General features: G+C 67.6%; 18 protein-coding genes. 6 read left to right on the forward strand and 12 right to left on the reverse strand.

The window, feature by feature from the left end:
* Positions 1-5: 5 nt before the first annotated feature.
* Positions 6-398, forward strand: coding sequence for an acyl-CoA thioesterase (locus AC3WOE_RS10180; RefSeq protein ID WP_492690191.1), 393 nt, complete (start codon positions 6-8; stop codon positions 396-398).
* Here the strand turns inward: AC3WOE_RS10180 and AC3WOE_RS10185 are convergent.
* The 9 genes from AC3WOE_RS10185 to AC3WOE_RS10225 form a co-directional block, all read right to left on the reverse strand.
* Positions 350-1,009, reverse strand: a complete 660-nt coding sequence (locus tag AC3WOE_RS10185) for an SGNH/GDSL hydrolase family protein (RefSeq protein ID WP_492690192.1) — start codon at positions 1,007-1,009, stop codon at positions 350-352. The genes AC3WOE_RS10180 and AC3WOE_RS10185 overlap by 49 nt on opposite strands.
* Positions 1,010-1,074: 65 nt before the next feature.
* On the reverse strand, positions 1,075-1,839 hold the full coding sequence (locus tag AC3WOE_RS10190) for an enoyl-CoA hydratase (protein ID WP_492690193.1): 765 nt from the start codon (positions 1,837-1,839) through the stop codon (positions 1,075-1,077).
* A complete protein-coding gene (locus AC3WOE_RS10195) occupies positions 1,836-2,378 on the reverse strand; it encodes a DUF1569 domain-containing protein (protein ID WP_492690194.1) in 543 nt (180 codons plus the stop codon). The genes AC3WOE_RS10190 and AC3WOE_RS10195 overlap by 4 nt, the downstream gene beginning before the upstream one ends.
* A gap of 3 nt (positions 2,379-2,381) precedes the next feature.
* Positions 2,382-3,596 (reverse strand): acetyl-CoA C-acyltransferase, encoded by a 1,215-nt coding sequence (locus AC3WOE_RS10200; RefSeq protein WP_492690196.1) that lies wholly within the window; start codon positions 3,594-3,596, stop codon positions 2,382-2,384.
* Positions 3,597-3,608: 12 nt separating this feature from the next.
* Positions 3,609-4,103: a DUF4442 domain-containing protein gene (locus AC3WOE_RS10205; RefSeq protein ID WP_492690198.1), complete on the reverse strand. Its 495-nt coding sequence runs from the start codon at positions 4,101-4,103 to the stop codon at positions 3,609-3,611.
* Between the two features lie 65 nt (positions 4,104-4,168).
* The gene (locus AC3WOE_RS10210) at positions 4,169-6,565 is read right to left on the reverse strand and encodes a 3-hydroxyacyl-CoA dehydrogenase/enoyl-CoA hydratase family protein (protein WP_492690199.1); all 2,397 of its coding nucleotides are present in this window, start codon (positions 6,563-6,565) and stop codon (positions 4,169-4,171) included.
* 31 nt (positions 6,566-6,596) lie between these two features.
* A complete protein-coding gene (locus AC3WOE_RS10215; protein ID WP_492690201.1) occupies positions 6,597-7,022 on the reverse strand; it encodes a DUF2147 domain-containing protein in 426 nt (141 codons plus the stop codon).
* Positions 7,023-7,059: 37 nt separating this feature from the next.
* Positions 7,060-8,850, reverse strand: a complete 1,791-nt coding sequence (locus AC3WOE_RS10220) for an acyl-CoA dehydrogenase C-terminal domain-containing protein (RefSeq protein WP_492690203.1) — start codon at positions 8,848-8,850, stop codon at positions 7,060-7,062.
* 38 nt (positions 8,851-8,888) lie between these two features.
* Entirely contained in the window at positions 8,889-9,602 is a 714-nt protein-coding gene (locus tag AC3WOE_RS10225; RefSeq protein ID WP_492690330.1) for a TetR/AcrR family transcriptional regulator, read from the reverse strand.
* 216 nt (positions 9,603-9,818) lie between these two features.
* On the opposite strand from AC3WOE_RS10225, the gene AC3WOE_RS10230 reads away from it, so the two are divergent.
* The 5 genes from AC3WOE_RS10230 to AC3WOE_RS10250 all read left to right on the forward strand — a co-directional run bounded on the left by AC3WOE_RS10230 (position 9,819) and on the right by AC3WOE_RS10250 (position 12,744).
* Entirely contained in the window at positions 9,819-10,376 is a 558-nt protein-coding gene (locus AC3WOE_RS10230) for an HNH endonuclease (RefSeq protein ID WP_492690204.1), read from the forward strand.
* Positions 10,377-10,494: 118 nt separating this feature from the next.
* Entirely contained in the window at positions 10,495-10,974 is a 480-nt protein-coding gene (locus AC3WOE_RS10235; RefSeq protein ID WP_492690206.1) for an outer membrane lipoprotein, read from the forward strand.
* A gap of 56 nt (positions 10,975-11,030) precedes the next feature.
* Entirely contained in the window at positions 11,031-11,519 is a 489-nt protein-coding gene (locus AC3WOE_RS10240; protein ID WP_492690207.1) for a hypothetical protein, read from the forward strand.
* 76 nt (positions 11,520-11,595) lie between these two features.
* On the forward strand, positions 11,596-12,054 hold the full coding sequence (locus AC3WOE_RS10245; protein ID WP_492690209.1) for a DUF1203 domain-containing protein: 459 nt from the start codon (positions 11,596-11,598) through the stop codon (positions 12,052-12,054).
* Between the two features lie 96 nt (positions 12,055-12,150).
* On the forward strand, positions 12,151-12,744 hold the full coding sequence (locus AC3WOE_RS10250) for a PEP-CTERM sorting domain-containing protein (RefSeq protein WP_492690211.1): 594 nt from the start codon (positions 12,151-12,153) through the stop codon (positions 12,742-12,744).
* On the opposite strand, the gene AC3WOE_RS10255 is transcribed toward AC3WOE_RS10250, so the two are convergent.
* The 3 genes from AC3WOE_RS10255 to AC3WOE_RS10265 are packed head-to-tail and all read right to left on the reverse strand — an operon-like array spanning position 12,741 to position 15,258.
* Positions 12,741-13,487, reverse strand: a complete 747-nt coding sequence (locus AC3WOE_RS10255; protein ID WP_492690212.1) for a nitrilase-related carbon-nitrogen hydrolase — start codon at positions 13,485-13,487, stop codon at positions 12,741-12,743. The two genes, AC3WOE_RS10250 and AC3WOE_RS10255, sit on opposite strands and share 4 nt — an antisense overlap.
* Complete coding sequence (locus AC3WOE_RS10260) at positions 13,484-14,716, reverse strand: saccharopine dehydrogenase family protein (RefSeq protein WP_492690213.1); 1,233 nt, start codon at positions 14,714-14,716, stop codon at positions 13,484-13,486. The genes AC3WOE_RS10255 and AC3WOE_RS10260 overlap by 4 nt, the downstream gene beginning before the upstream one ends.
* The gene (locus AC3WOE_RS10265; RefSeq protein ID WP_492690215.1) at positions 14,713-15,258 is read right to left on the reverse strand and encodes a GNAT family N-acetyltransferase; all 546 of its coding nucleotides are present in this window, start codon (positions 15,256-15,258) and stop codon (positions 14,713-14,715) included. Before AC3WOE_RS10265 ends, AC3WOE_RS10260 begins: the two co-directional genes overlap by 4 nt.
* Positions 15,259-15,281: the final 23 nt, after the last annotated feature.

Here is a 15,281-nt window from a genome sequence, read left to right on the forward strand (position 1 = left end):
GACCCATGACCGACTCCACCTCCCACAACGGCAGCCGCGAACTCGTGCTGCGCGTGATGCCCATGCCGGCCGACTCCAACGCCAATGGCGACATCTTCGGCGGCTGGATCATGGCCCAGGTGGACATTGCCGGCTCCATCCTGCCGGCGCGCATCTCGCGCGGCCGCGTGACGACGGTGGCCGTCAACGAGTTCATCTTCAAGCAGCCGGTCTCGATCGGCGACCTGCTGAGCTTCTACGTGACCGTCACCCGTGTGGGCCGCACCTCCATCTCGGTGCACGTGGAGGTCATGGCCGAGCGCGACCCGGAGAACCTGCACGTGGTCAAGGTGACCGAAGCCAACCTGACCTATGTGGCCATCGACCGCGAAGGCAAGCCCAGGCCGATCGTGATCTGATCGGCGATGGCCTCGGCCCACAGTGCGTAGCCGGGCGGGCCGGGATGGAAGCCGTCCGCGGCCATCAGGGCCGCCGCATTGCGCTGCATGGACTCGGGCATCTGCAGCACGCGGCGCTGCGCCTGACCGGCCACGGATGAACTCAGCGCCGCGTTGAAGCGCGCTGCCTGGCGGCCGAAGAACCAGCGCAAGGGCTGCGGCAGCAGCGGGAACTCCTGCATGGGTGGCGCGGCGCAATGCACGCTGAGGCGCACGCCGGCGCGTTCGGTCGCGAGGGCATGGATGCGGTCCAGCGCGGCCAGGGCCTGAGCCGGCGCGATCTGGTCGACGACGTCGTTGACGCCCAGCGACGTGATCAGCACATCGGCCGGCCTCACCTCGGCCGCCTCAAAGGCCGCAAGCGCTTCCTCGCTGCGATGGCCACTGGTGGCGATGACTTGCCAGCCCACGGGCTGGCCGAGGCGCGTGGCGAGCGCCTGGGCCAATCGGCCGGCCAGGGCTTCGTCCTGGTGTGAAGCGCCCACGCCGGCGGCGGAAGAGTCGCCCACGATGAGCAAGCGCAAGGCCGTGCCCTCACCCGAGCGCGGCCCGGCCGCCTCGGGCAGGCGCAAGGCGGTCGCCCGAACGCGCCGGCCCTGCAGGATCAGCAGCGGGCCGAGCGCGATCTTGGTCAGGCTCAGGAGAATTTGGAGAAATCCGGCGCGCGTTTCTGGAAGAAGGCCTGGAAGGCTTCCATGGCCTCGGGGCTGCGCAGGCGGGCGCCGAAGATCTCGGCCTCGCGCGTGATGGCGGCCTTGACGACGTCGCGCTGGGCGCCGCGGATCAGCTTCTTGCTGTCGCGCACGGCGCCCGGCGCCAGCGTGTTGAAGCGCTCGGCGATGCGGCGGGCATGATTCAGCACCTCGCTGCCCGGCAGCACGCGGTTGGCGATGCCGCACTCGACGGCCTGCTCACCCGTGAACGGGTCGCCCAGCAGCAGCTTCTCGGCCGCGCGGCGGTTGCCGATCAGCTGCGGCAGCACGACGCTGGAAGCGAACTCAGGCACCAGGCCCAGGGCCACGAAGGGCATGGCCAGGCGGGCTTCGTCGGAGACAAAGACGAAGTCGCAGTGCAGCAGCATGGTGGTGCCGATGCCGATGGCCGCACCGGTCACGGCGGCGACGACGGGCTTGCCGCAGTCGACCAGCGCATGCATGAACTGGAAGGTCGGCGCGTCTTCGCCACGCGTCGGGCCGGCCATGAAGTCTTCGAGGTCGTTGCCCGACGTGAAGATGCCGGGCTGGCCGGTGATCAGCACGGCGCGCACGGCCGGGTCGGCGTCCGCGGCACGCAGCGCATCCGCCATGGCCTGGTACATGGCCTGGGTGATGGCATTCTTCTTCTCGGGGCGGGCGATCTCGAGGGTCGCGACGCCATTGACGGTGTAGGTCTTGATGGTCATGGCAGGGTGTCCTTCCTGGTGTTGTCGCGGAACTGCGTCCAATGATTCGCCAGGTGCATCAGATGGGCTCGCTCGTACTGCGGCTTGGTCAGCTCGCCGTAGGCGAAATGAGGGCGCAGCGTACCGTTGAATTCGGCGAAGGCATCCATGGCGGCCAACAGGCGGTTGACCGAGGTCTTCAGCTCTTGCGAGGCGTCCAGCGCGGGCGCGCCGGGAATGGGCTCGTCCAGGCTGTGGCTCATCGCGCCGCGCGCGTTGAAGACGGCGAAAGCCGCCGAGCCGATGGAGGAGCGGAACCAGGCGCCCTTGAGCGCCGGGAAGCCCTGCATCGAGAACTCGATGCTCTGGGCCAGATGCTGCATGACCTGGCTCAGATTCCAGACATTGCCCTGCACGACCTTCTCGGTGAACAGCAGGTCCAGCACGGCCTGCTGGGCCTGCTTCCAGGACGTGAAGGTGTCGAGCCTGCCTGTGCAGGCGGCCAGTGGTGTCGCCGCGAGCAACACCGTGGAGGTCTTGAGCGCGCGGCGACGGTCCATGGTTCAAAGCCTTTCGAAGATACCAGCAGCGCCTTGACCGGCGCCCACGCACATTGTGACCATGCCGTACTTGCCGCCGGTGCGACGCAGATTGTGGATGACCGAGGCGGCACGGATGGCACCGGTGGCGCCCAGCGGGTGGCCCAGGGCGATGGCGCCGCCATTGGGGTTGACCTTGGCGCGGTCCAGCTCGATGCCCTTGCTGTCGAGGTCGTTCAGCACGGCCAGCGACTGGGCGGCGAAGGCTTCGTTCAGCTCGACCCAGTCCAGGTCCTTGGCCGAGATGCCGGCCATCTTCAGCGCGGCCGGGATGGCTTCGATGGGGCCGATGCCCATGATCTCGGGCGGCACGCCCTTGACGGCGAAGGAAACGAAGCGGGCCAGCGGCGTCAGGTTGAAGCGCTTCAGGGCCGCTTCGCTGACGATGAGCAGGCCGCCGGAGCCGTCGGAGGTCTGCGAGCTGTTGCCGGCGGTCACGCTGCCCTTGGCGGCGAACACGGGCTTGAGCTTGGCCAGGCCTTCCAGGCTGGTGTCGGGGCGGGCGCCTTCGTCGAGCTTGACGGTGCGGGTCTTGGTGTTGATGGTGCCGTCGGCCAGGTTGGGCGTGCGCTCGACGACGTCGAAGGGCGTCATCTCGGCGTCGAAGTAGCCGGCCTGCATGGCGGCCACGGCGCGGCGGTGCGACTCCACCGAGAAGGCGTCCTGCGCCTCGCGGCTGATCTTCCACTGCGCGGCGACCTTCTCGGCCGTCAGGCCCATGCCGTAGGCGATGCCGATGTTCTCGTCACGCTCGAAGATCAGCGGGCTCAGGGACGGCTTGTTGCCGCCCATCGGGATCATCGACATACTCTCGACGCCGCCGGCGAACATCACGTCGGCCTCGCCGACGCGGATGCGGTCCGCGGCCATCTGCACGGCGGTGATGCCGGAGGCGCAGTAGCGGTTGATGGTCACGCCGCCGATGGTGGGGCCCAGGCCGGCCAGCACCGAGGCCACGCGGGCGATGTTCATGCCCTGCTCGCCTTCGGGGAAGGAGCAGCCGACGATGGCGTCTTCAATCGCGGCGGGGTCCAGGCCCGGGGCTTGCGCCAGCACGGCCTGCATGACCTTGACGAGCATCTCGTCGGGGCGGGTGTTCTTGAAATAGCCGCGGCCGCTCTTGCCGATGGGCAGACGGGTGGCGGAGACGATGTAGGCGTCTTGGACTTGCTTGCTCATGTTTGTTCCTTTTTAGACCTGGATGCTTTTCTCTTTGGGCACCCAGGCCCAGACAAATTCACACTCGATCGGCTCGATGCCGGCTTCGTCGGTCACGGTCACGGCGACCTTGACCTCACCCTTGGTTTCGTTCGCCATCGCGAAGCGCTGCGCCGCCGTCAGATGCGCCTTGGCGACCAGGCCGCCGGTGGCGCGCTTGCGGAAGTTCACCTGCAGCGACTTGCACAGCGGCAGGCAGTCGTCGCGCACATTCATGCCCACCACCATGCCGGTGGCGGTCTCGGCGAGCAGCGACATCGCGGCCGCGTGCACGCCCTTGATGTGGTTCTGCACCGGGCGCTTGTTGGCGACGCGGATCTCGCTGCGCTCCGGGGAGAGCGCCACGAAGTCCAGCGATGCCGTGCCCGTGAAGGGCACGGCACGGCGCAGCGCGAAGTTGCGCGCGGCGCCACGCAGCGGGCCGGGCAGGCCGTCCAGCTTGGCAAGGGTGCGTTGAAGCCTATTCATTTCGAGTCTTAGTCAGTCGGGGACAGAGCTACGCGCTGCGCGCTTCGGTCTGTCCCGCGATGTCATTAGTTTCGAACCGGCTTGCCGGTCTGCAGCATCCCCATGATGCGTTCCTGCGTCTTGGGGTTGTCCAGCAGCGAGCAGAAGTGCTTGCGCTCCAGGGCCATCAGGTATTCCTCGGTGACGAGGGAACCGGCCTCGACCTCGCCGCCGCAGACCACGTCGGCAATCGCCGCGGCCAGGTGGTAGTCGTGGGCGCTGACGAAGCCGCCGTCGCGCATGTTCGCGACCTGGCCCTTGATCGTCGCGATGCCGCTGCGGCCGGCGACCGGGAACAGCGCCTTGTGCGGCGGGCGGTAGCCGGCTTCCGACATGCCGATGGCAGTGGCGGTGGCCACATGCAGCAGCTCGTCCTTGTGCGGCACGATGATGTCGCTGTCGAGCAGGAAGCCATTCTTCTTGGCCTCGTGGGCCGAGGTCGCGACCTTGGCCGTGGCGGCGGTCAGGAAGCCGTCCTTCAGGAAGGCCAGGATGTCGGCGCCGGCATTGCCAGCGGCGGCCATCTCGGCGGCGCGGCGGGCGATGTAGGTCAGGCCGCCGCCGCCGGGCACCAGGCCCACGCCGACTTCGACCAGGCCGACATAGCTCTCGACGTGGGCGACGCGGCGTGCGCAGTGCACGGCCAGCTCGGCGCCACCGCCCAGGGCCAGGCCGCGCATGGCAGCGATGACCGGCACGCTGGCATAGCGCAGGCGCAGCATCATGTCCTGCAGCTTCTTCTCTTCCGGCGCGATGCCCTTGCTGCCCATCTTCATGAAGACGGGCATCAGGGACTCCAAGTTGGCGCCGGCCGAGAACACGTCGTCCGGGCTCCAGATCACCAGGCCCTTGTAGTCGGCTTCAGCGATCTCGACGGCCTTGAGCAGGCCCTCGGTGACGGCCGGGCTGATCAGGTGCAGCTTGGCGGTGATGGAGGCGATGACGACGTTGCCGTCCAGCGTCCAGACGCGCACTTCCTCGTTCTTGAACAGCTCAGTGCCGCTCTTGAGCGGGTCGGCGGCGCCGGTGCCCAGCAGGCTTTCCGGGAAGGCTTGGCGGGCGTAAACCGGCAGCTCGCTGCGCGGCTTGAACTTGCCTTCGGCGGCGCTCCACGAACCGGCGGGCGTGTGCACGCCACCGGCTTCGGCGACCGGGCCTTCGGTGACCCAGGCGGGCAGCGGTGCACTGGACAGGGTCTTGCCGTCGGCGATGTCGGCGGAGATCCACTCGGCGACCTGCTTCCAGCCGGCGGCCTGCCACAGCTCGAAGGGGCCTTGCTGGGTGCCGAAGCCCCAGCGCATCGCGAAGTCGATCTCGCGGGCGGTGTCGGCGACGGTGTTCAGGTGCACGGCGGCGTAGTGGAAGCCGTCGCGCAGGATGGCCCACAGGAACTGGGCCTGCGGGTTGGTCGATTCGCGCAGCAGCTTGATGCGGTCGGCCGGGGCCTTCTTCAGCATGCGGGCGACGATCTCGTCGGCCTTCTTGCCGCCGGCGACGTACTCACCCGTGGCGAAGTCCAGGCGCTGGATGTCCTTGCCGACCTTCTTGTAGAAACCGGCACCGGTCTTCTGGCCCAGGGCACCCTTCTCGATCAGGCCGGCCAGCACCTTGGGCGTGGCGTAGGTGCTGTAGAAGGGGTCGTCCTTCAGGTTGTCCTGCATGGTCTTGACGACGTGGGCCATGGTGTCCAGGCCGACGACGTCCGCGGTACGGAAGGTGCCGCTCGACGCACGGCCCAGCTTCTTGCCGGTCAGGTCGTCGACGACGTCCACGGAGAGGCCGAACTTCTCGGCCTCGATCATCGTGGCCATCATGCCGGCGATGCCGACGCGGTTGGCGACGAAGTTGGGCGTGTCATGGGCGCGCACGACGCTCTTGCCCAGCGACGTGGTCACGAAGGCTTCGAGCTGGTCGAGGATCTGGGCTTGCGTGGTCGGCGTGTTGATCAGCTCGACCAGGGCCATGTAGCGCGGCGGGTTGAAGAAGTGGATGCCGCAGAAGCGCGGCTTGATTTCTTCGGGTAGCACTTCGGATAGCTTGGTGATGCTCAAGCCCGAGGTGTTGGACGCGACGATGGCGTGGGGAGCCACGAACGGCGCGATCTTGGTGTACAGGTCAAGCTTCCAGTCCATGCGCTCGGCGATGGCCTCGATGATGAGGTCGCAGCCGCGCAGCACTTCGAGGTGCTCTTCGTAGTTGGCCTGCTGGATCAACGCGCCTTCAGCCGAATCGCCCAGCGGTGCGGGCTTGAGCTTCTTCAGACCGTCGACGGCCTTGGTCACGATGCCGTTCTTGGCACCTTCCTTGGCTGGCAGGTCGAACAGCACGACCGGCACCTTGCAGTTGACGAGGTGGGCGGCAATCTGCGCGCCCATCACGCCGGCGCCGAGCACGGCGACCTTGCGGACTTGGAATCGACTCATGGGTTCTTGCTCCTAAAGGTATTCGTTCAGTTCACTCGACGCGAATCCACGTCTGCGTGCGGTAGAAGGGGCCGATATAGCCGCGCATCTCCAGTTTCTTGCCACCGTCCACCGGCTTCAAGCGGGTGCGGTAGGTCTTGCCGTTATTGGGGTCCAGCACTTCGCCGCCGCCCCAGATGCCATCGCCCTCGGACTTCACGCCGCGGATGATCTGCAGGCCCACGATGGGCTGGTCCTTGCGGTCGTCCTTGCACTTGTCGCACTTGGCGTCGGTCGGATCCTTGGGATCCAGCAGCTTGTCGATGCTGCCCACGAAGGTGCCCCCCTGTTCGCTGATGCGAACCAGCGACTTCGCGGTTTTGCCGTCGTCGTCAATGGTCTTCCACAGGCCCACGGGTGAAGTCTGCGCGAACGCAAACGCGGGCAACAGCAGGGCAGCAGCGAACAGGAATTTCATCGGGGGCATCCTTGTCGTCGAGCGAGCTCGAGAGGTTTCAGAACAGGGCTTCTTCCATTTCCATCAGCGGCGCCAGGCCCGCACGGCAGGTGCGGATCAGCGTCGCCGTCTCGGGCAGCAGCTTGGCGAAGTAGAAGCGCGCCGTGGCCAGCTTGGCCGTGTAGAACGGATCGCCGCTGTCCTTCTTGGCCAGGGCGATCTTGGCGGCCTGGGCGAAGAAGAAGGCGAAGGTCATGTGGCCGACCACACGCAGGTAGTCGACGGCCGCGGCACCGACTTCGTCGGGGTTGCCGAAGGCCTTCATGCCGATCTCTTGCGTGAGCTTGTTGACCTTGTCGCCGAGGTCGGCGAGGGGGTTGACGAACTCCTGCATGGCTTCGTTGGTGCCTTCCTCTTCGATGAAGGCGGCGATCTTCTTGCCGAACTTCTTCAGCGTGGCGCCGTTGTTGCCCAGCACCTTGCGGCCCAGCAGGTCCAGGGACTGGATGGTGTTGGTGCCCTCATAGATCATGTTGATGCGCGCGTCGCGCACGAACTGCTCCATGCCGGTCTCGTGGATGAAGCCGTGGCCGCCGAAGACCTGCATGCAGTGCGAGGTGGCCAGCCAGCCGTTGTCGGTGATGAAGGCCTTGATGATGGGCGTCAGCAGCGCGACTTCGGCATCGGCTTCCTTGCGCTCGTCCTCGTCGTCGCTCTTGATCGACTTGTCGAGCTGCAGCACGGTGTAGCCCTGCAGCATGCGGCCACCTTCGGCGAAGGCGCGGGCCGTCAGCAGCATCTTGCGCACGTCGGGGTGCACGATGATGGGGTCGGCGGGCTTGTCCGGGGCCTTGGGGCCGGAAAGCGCCCGCATCTGGATGCGGTCCTTCGCATAGGCCACGGCGTTCTGGTAGGCCACCTCGGTCAGGCCCAGGGACTGGTTGCCGACACCCAGGCGGGCCGCGTTCATCATGACGAACATGGCGGCCAGGCCCTTGTTGGGCTGGCCCACCATCGTGCCGACGGCGCCTTCCAGCGTGATCTGCGCGGTGGAGTTGCCGTGGATGCCCATCTTGTGCTCCAGGCCGGTGCAGAAGACGGGGTTGCGGCTGCCCAGGCTGCCGTCGGCGTTGATGTTGAACTTGGGCACGACGAAGAGCGAGATGCCCTTGCTGCCTTGCGGCGCATCCGGCAGGCGGGCCAGCACCAGGTGGATGATGTTGCTGGCCATGTCGTGTTCACCGGCCGAGATGAAGATCTTGGAACCGGTGATCTTGTAGGTGCCATCGGCCTGCGGCTCGGCCTTGGTTCGCAGCATGCCGAGGTCGGTGCCGCAGTGCGGCTCGGTCAGGCACATGGTGCCGGTCCACTCGCCGCTGGTCAGCTTGGGCAGGTAGGTGGCCTGCTGCTCGGGCGTGCCGTGGGCATGCAGGGCCTCGTAGGCGCCGTGGCTCAGGCCCGGGTACATCGTCCAGGCCTGGTTGGCCGAGTTCAGCATCTCATAGAAGAACTGGTTCACCAGATAGGGCAGGCCCTGTCCGCCGAACTGGGTGTCGCAGCTCAGTGCCGCCCAGCCGCCTTCGACGTACTGCTGGTAGGCGTCCTTGAAACCCTTGGGCGTGCGCACCTCGTGCGTGGCCTTGTCGAGGGTGCAACCCTCGGAGTCGCCGCTCAGGTTGATGGGGGCGATGACTTCGGCGGCGAACTTGCCACCTTCCTCGAGCACCGCGTTGATCGTGTCGGCGTCGATGTCGGCATGGGCCGGCAGCATCTTCAGCTCGTCGACGACGTTCAGCAGCTCGTGCATGACGAACTGCATGTCACGCATGGGCGGGGTGTACTGGGGCATCGGGTACTCCTGGAACTACGGTGGGGGTGGTGAATCGGTCAGCGCTTGTTGGCGCCGTTCTTGGGAGGCTTGCGTGCCTGGTCGACCTGCAGACCGAGCGGCGTGGCATAGAACTGGATGGTTCGCTCGAAACCGGTGCCGGCGCGCGCGAGCGCTCCGGGAATGCGCATGAAGCGTGCGTCGTGGTGCAGGGACAGGATCAGGCCGTGCAGTTCGAAGCAGATCTGCTCGACATCGGCATCGGCCTTCAGATGGCCTTCGCTGATGGACAGCGTGATGGCCTTCTGCAGGGCCGCATGCCAGGCCTTGACCATGGCCACCAGCGCGTCGCGCACGGGGCCCGGGCGGTCGTCGAACTCGACGGCGCCGCTGATGTAGATGCAGCCCGAGTCCACTTCCACCGACACGCGGCGCACCCAACGCTCGAACATCGCGCGCAGACGCGGCAGGCCGCGCGGCTCGCGGATGGCGGTGAAGAAGACTTCTTCCTCGAACTTGGCGTGATACTCCGTCACGACCGCGATCTGCAGTTCCTCACGCGAGCCGAAGTGAGCGAAGACGCCCGACTTGCTCATCTGGGTCACGTCGGCCAGGGCGCCGATGGACAGGCCCTCCAGGCCCATGTGCGAGGCCAGGCCCAGGGCGGCCTCGAGGATGGCGGCGCGGGTCTGCTGGCCTTTTTGCAGCGAGCGCGCAACGCGGGCCGGCTTCGCAACGCGCAGCGGGGCGGTTTTCTTGGCGGGGACGGGCAGCGTGCTCACGGACAGACCAGGCAGGAATAAAACGAACGATCGTTCTATTTTGCAGGTCGCTCCCGCGACAGCGCCAGTCCGGCCAGACCAAATCCTAGGGTGATGTGCCTAAAACTGCCAACAACCTAGGGAACACCCGGAGTCGTTGGCTGTCATGGCGGCAAGCTTGAGCGGCAGGTCCCTTCTGAAGTAGTCTCCGGCAGGAGGTTGACTTCTGTGGATGTGCTCCAACTCGATGTCTCCGGCCGCCCCCAGGCCTGGATCACGACCCGCGAAGCGGCCGTGATCTACGCCTGCGACGGCGTCGCCTGGACGCTGGGCGACCCCTGCCAGGTGCTGCGGGGCGGCATGCAGCGCATCACCGGCCGCCAGTCGCGCATCGAGGTGCATTCCATCATCGCCGTGCGTGGCAGCGTGCCCAGCCGGGCCTGGCGGCAGGCGCCGGCCCTGACCAACAGCAAGCTCTTCGTGCGCGACCGGTTTGTTTGCGCCTACTGCGGCCATCACTGCCTGCCGGAAGACCTGACGCGTGAACACATCCACCCGACGTCGCGCGGCGGCTATGACAGCTGGATGAACTGCATCACCGCCTGCCGGCCCTGCAACGGGCGCAAAGGCAACCGCCTGCCCGAAGAGGCGCATATGAGCCTGCTCTATCTGCCCTATGTGCCCAGCCTGCACGAAGACATGATCCTGCGCGGCCGCCGCATCCTGGCCGACCAGATGGAATTCCTGCTCGCCAGCGTGCCGCGCAGTTCGCGCCTTCACGGCTGAACCCGTTGACCGCCTGAGGGTAAAGAGTTGTAGCGCCTCACCTCAGGTCGTCAACGGCGGGACAATTCGACACGTTGGGCTGCCGTTTTGCCCAAGGAGTATTCGAATGTCCAAGCTCATGACTTCCCTCACCCTGGCCGCGGCTGTTGCGCTGTCGGCCTGCTCGACGACCAGCCCCGACGTCGTCCAGCGTGGTGACGCGCAACGTCTTTCCCAAATCCAGGACGCCACCGTGCTGTCCTCCCGACCCGTCACCGTCGACGGCACGCAGAGCGGCGTCGGCGGCGTTGCCGGCGGCGTGACCGGCGCCATCGCCGGCAGTTCGGTCGGCGGCCGCCGCGAAGGCGCCGTCGTCGGCGTCATCGGTGCCGTCGCCGGTGCCGTCATCGGCAACGCCATCGAGCGTTCGGCCACCAAGGAAGACGCCCTCGAAATCATCGTCCAGCTGCGCAATGGCGAACGTCGCTCCGTCGTCCAGGCCAAGGGTGCCGAGAGCTTCAACAGTGGCGATGCCGTCATCCTCGTGACGACCGGCGGCAAGACCCGCGTGCAGCGCGCCCCGGCCGTCCAGCCAGCTGCAGCGGCCAGCAACGGCTGAAGTCTTCCGGCGGCAACCGACAATGGCGGGCTCATCAGCCCGCCATTTCTGTTTTCATGTCTGCTGTTCCCGACGACGAACCCCTGTTTGAGCCACGCCTGTGGCGCGACAACGGCTGGACCGCCCAGGTCATCAAGAACGAAGACGACGAAGGCTGGGCCGTCGCCATGTACAAGGCCGGCGAAAGCGAGCCGGCTCTCGTCGGCCCCTGGACCATGGGGCGCGACAAGAAGAACCCCAAGCCCCTGGACAGCAGCGCCTTCAACACGCTGGTGAAGACGGCCTCCGAAGTCATCCGCCGCCATGAGCAGCAGCTCCACGCCCAGCTCAACAAGGCCCTCTACGTCGCCCGCGAGGGCAACTGGCTGAAGATCTCGCTGGAGATCGTGCCATCCGAGGATGATCCCTTCGCCTGGCTGCGCGCCCACGACGCCGCGGGCGAACAGCTGGCCCAGGTCAAGGTGGCTGCGGGCTTTCGCCTCAGCCAGTCGGCTGCCGAGACCTGGGTGGACAACGCGTTCGAGCGCCCCGCCGGCCGCGACTGACTCGATGTCCGATAGCGGCCAGACTCGTGCTGGCCGCGTCTGAAGAATGACGTGCATCCCAACCCAGGAGCACGCCATGTCCTTCCGCATCACCGGCCTCTCGGCCCAGCCCTTCGCCCATCTCTTCGGCCTGAGTGACGCCGAACTGGCCGCCCACGGCGCCTTGCGCTTCAGCGGCGAAGGCCTGCCCGACCGCGTCGAGTTGCGCGACACCGTCGGCGACGAGACCGTTCTCCTCATCAACCACGAACACCAGCCCGCCGACACGCCCTATCGCTCGCGCCACGCCATCTTCGTGCGCGAGCAGGCCGGCCAGCCCTTCGACGCCGTCGACACCGTGCCCGCAGCCCTGCGCCGCCGCATGCTGTCGCTGCGCGCTTTCGACGCCGCCGGCCTGATGGTCGATGCCGACCTCGTCGACGGCCAGACCATCGAAGACCTCATCGAGCGCCTGCTGGCCCGGCCCGAGGTCGACTACATCCACGCCCATTTCGCGCGCCGCGGCTGCTATGCAGCGCTGATCCAGCGCGCCTGATCCCCCGCGGCTTGGGGGCGCCTCCCAAGTTCGTGGGACACGGCGCCGCGCGGCAGCGGCTAGATTTCGCCGGTCCACCATCGAAAGACCCAAGAAATGATTTCCAAGCCCTGCCGGACGCTGCTGGCCACCACGGCCCTGCTGGCCGCCGCCCCCACCTGGGCCGCGACGCTCTACACGCTGCCGACGCCCACCGCGGCCCTGGAGACCAACAACTCGGTGACGCTGAACTTCGCCGGCGGCGCCGGCGCGGGCCAGCTGGCCTTCACGCTGGCCGGCTATGCCACGCTGGACGGCGACAACTTCTGGATCGACATCCTGCACGTGAAGCTGAATGGCAGCGAAGTCCTCAGCGGCACCTGGGACATCGGCGGCGGCGGCATCAGCCGCGTGCTGGTCGACCCCAACGGGGCGACGGTCGGCGTCGTCAACAACGCCACCCACGAACTGCAGATCAGTCTGCCCGTCAGCTTGGCCGCCGGCAGCAACCAGCTCGTCTTCAACTACGAGAGCCCGACCAACTTCGAAGCTTCGGCGCGTGCCGGCTTCCAGGGTCTGGGCGACGAGGGCTGGGGCCTGAACGCCGTGACGGTGAGCGGCAACCTGGCCCCGGTGCCCGAGCCCACCAGCACCGCCCTGCTGCTGGGCGGCCTGGCGGCCCTGGGCTGGCTGGCCAAGCGCCGCCGCTAAGCCAGGTCCACGGCCACCAGCGCTGCCGCATCGCGCGGCAGTGTCTGGACGCGGCGACCGCCGGGCGCGATGACGACGCCCGCGCCAAAGCCGCGCGTCCCGGGCACATTCAGCGACTCCGGCCAGTTGCTCTGCAAGACCCAGGCGTCCAGTTCACGAGCCAGCACTTCGGCACCGGCCCGGTAGGCCTGGCACAGGGCCGTCTGTTCGGCGTCCGATTCGGCGACATAGCTGGGCCAGAAGATCACGCGCGGCCGCGCCTCGCCGCCCGGCATGCCCAGCTCGGGCAGCAGCGCCTGCACATCCAGCATCTCGCGGCACAGCACCGAGGTGGCGAGCACGCTGCCGATGGCCGTCCAGCCACGCGCGCCGCCGCGGGCGAAGAAGGTCGCCTCGCTGTCGGTCAGCCCAAGCTTGTGCACGCGCCCCAGTTCGCGTCCCGCGGCGTCGATGTAGACGTGGCTGTTGAACACCGTCCCACCCTCGCCCAGCGTCGGCACGCCGACGACGGCCGCAATTCGCAAGCGGGCGCAGGCCGCGCGGACTTGCGCTTCGGCATCCACCAGGGCCCGAGCATCCAGCAGCTCCGGCAGGCGGCGGTGAAAGCCCGTCAACGCCAGCTCGGTGCAGACACAGCCTTCGGCACCGGCCGCCGCCGCGGCCTCCAGGGCTGCCAGCGTCTCGGCCAGGTTGCCGGCCAGCGTCCAGTGCATGCGCGGCTGGCTGACCGCCCAGCGGGTCAAGCCGCGATCTCGAACGTCAATCCCGCGCGTTCATTCAGCCGGCGCACCAGGGCCAGGCCCATGGCGGCGCCGGGCGTCCAGACACCGCCCGGCGTGGCATCGCCGTCCACGTACTGCACCAGGCACAGGGCCGTCTCGCTGATGAGCTTGCAGGTCGAGCCATAGCCGGGGTCGCGGTCGCCCTTGACGACGGCGCGCAGCAACTCGCCGCGGGCCGACTTGCCGGTGAACCAGCACTCGTAATGCCCGGCCTCGCGGGCCGCCTTGTCCGGCCCCTCGCCCGGCTTGGCCAGCACGAAGCGACGCAGCAGTGCGCGCGTGGGCCCGAAACCGAGGGCCAGGTTCTGCAGCTTGTTGAAGCGGGCCAGCGCAACGGCCTTCTTGCGGCCCTTGTCGGCCTGGCCCGGCTTGCCGGTCAGCAGCTTCTCGCTGTAGATGAAATCGGCGCCCCAGGGATGGCCGCGCAGCGCATTGCTGCGGTGCACGTTCTTGGTGTTGATGGTGGCCATGAAGAAGGGGCCGCTCCAGCGGTCGGCCCAGTCGTCGAAGTCCGCGTCCTGGCCGCCGGGTTGGCGCGGGCCCTTGAAGCCCGGCGTCAGCGCGAACGGGTTGGCCATCACCTTGATGAGCCCGGGCTCACGGCGCACCGCCTCGATGGTCTCCATCATGCTGGCCAGCGTACCGCCCGAGGCCGTGCCCTTGACGCGGGCCACGCGGCCGCGCACTTCCGGCAGGGGCGCGCCGAAGCGCCGCTGCGCCTCGGCCTGCAGATAGACGACGCCGAGGTCGAAGGGGATGGAATCGAAGCCGCAGGAGAAGACGATGCGCGCCCCGCTCCGCTGCGCCGCCGGCGTCAGCTTGTCGATCATGCGCGCCATCCACAGCGGTTCGCCGCAGAGGTCGACATAGTCGGTGCCGCCCTCGGCGCAGGCCGTGGCGAGGGGCTCGCCGTACAGCTGGTAGGGGCCGACCGTCGTGATGACGCAGCGGGCACGCGCGACCAGGGACTTCAGCGACGCCCCATCGTTCGCGTCCGCCTTCAGCAGCGCCACCGACGCCGGCAGATGCAGCTCGTCGCGCACCTTGCCGAGCTTGTCCAGGCTGCGCCCGGCAATCGCCCAGCGCGCGCCGCCAGCGCCGCTCAGGTGCAGGTATTCGGCGACGAGCCGGCCCGTGAAGCCGGTCGCGCCGAAGACGATCAGATCGAATTCCCTGTGCTTGTCTTTCACTCGCTCTTGTCCTTCATCGCCATCCACTCGCTGCGCAGCAGCGACAGCGAATGGCAGTCCACATACTCGCCGCCGACGAAGACGACGCCGCGCTGGATGCCCTCGTGCGTGAAGCCGCACTTCTCGGCCACGCGCCGCGACGCGTGGTTGTGCACCGACATGCCGCAGGACAGCCGGTTCACCGGCCAGTTCTCGAACAGATAGTCCACCAGCAGCGCGGCCGCCTCGCTGGCCAGCCCCTGGCCTCGCATCGCGACGTCGGCCAGGGTCCAGCCGATCTCGCGCGCCGTCGTGTAGCGGGCCGCGGCGAAGTGCACCACGTCGCCGATGACCGAACCGTCAATCAGGTGACAGATCAGCAGGCGTTCGGCATCCTCGTTGGCGAAGCCGTTGTCCTTCCAGCGCTGCTCGACGGCGTGCGGCGTCATCATCCGCGTGCCCAGGAAGGCGCCGTAGATCTGCGGGTCGCCGCGGGTGCGCTTGAGCCAGGGCAGGTCGTCCTCGGTCACGTAACGCAGGCCGACGCGTTGTCCTCTGAGCATGGGTTCCATCCTTGAATGAAAAA

The organism is Roseateles sp. FW305-36, assembly GCF_058787015.1.

Excerpts from the sequence above, each read along its gene's own strand:
- AC3WOE_RS10245 (WP_492690209.1), top strand. The coding sequence starts at position 11,596 with ATGTCCTTCCGCATCACCGGCCTCTCGGCCCAGCCCTTCGCCCATCTC.
- AC3WOE_RS10180 (WP_492690191.1), top strand. The coding sequence starts at position 6 with ATGACCGACTCCACCTCCCACAACGGCAGCCGCGAACTCGTGCTGCGC.
- AC3WOE_RS10215 (WP_492690201.1), bottom strand. The coding sequence starts at position 7,022 with ATGAAATTCCTGTTCGCTGCTGCCCTGCTGTTGCCCGCGTTTGCGTTC.
- AC3WOE_RS10250 (WP_492690211.1), top strand. The coding sequence starts at position 12,151 with ATGATTTCCAAGCCCTGCCGGACGCTGCTGGCCACCACGGCCCTGCTG.
- AC3WOE_RS10190 (WP_492690193.1), bottom strand. The coding sequence starts at position 1,839 with ATGACCATCAAGACCTACACCGTCAATGGCGTCGCGACCCTCGAGATC.
- AC3WOE_RS10200 (WP_492690196.1), bottom strand. The coding sequence starts at position 3,596 with ATGAGCAAGCAAGTCCAAGACGCCTACATCGTCTCCGCCACCCGTCTG.
- AC3WOE_RS10210 (WP_492690199.1), bottom strand. The coding sequence starts at position 6,565 with ATGAGTCGATTCCAAGTCCGCAAGGTCGCCGTGCTCGGCGCCGGCGTG.
- AC3WOE_RS10220 (WP_492690203.1), bottom strand. The coding sequence starts at position 8,850 with ATGCCCCAGTACACCCCGCCCATGCGTGACATGCAGTTCGTCATGCAC.
- AC3WOE_RS10205 (WP_492690198.1), bottom strand. The coding sequence starts at position 4,103 with ATGAATAGGCTTCAACGCACCCTTGCCAAGCTGGACGGCCTGCCCGGC.
- AC3WOE_RS10240 (WP_492690207.1), top strand. The coding sequence starts at position 11,031 with ATGTCTGCTGTTCCCGACGACGAACCCCTGTTTGAGCCACGCCTGTGG.
- AC3WOE_RS10235 (WP_492690206.1), top strand. The coding sequence starts at position 10,495 with ATGACTTCCCTCACCCTGGCCGCGGCTGTTGCGCTGTCGGCCTGCTCG.
- AC3WOE_RS10195 (WP_492690194.1), bottom strand. The coding sequence starts at position 2,378 with ATGGACCGTCGCCGCGCGCTCAAGACCTCCACGGTGTTGCTCGCGGCG.
- AC3WOE_RS10265 (WP_492690215.1), bottom strand. The coding sequence starts at position 15,258 with ATGCTCAGAGGACAACGCGTCGGCCTGCGTTACGTGACCGAGGACGAC.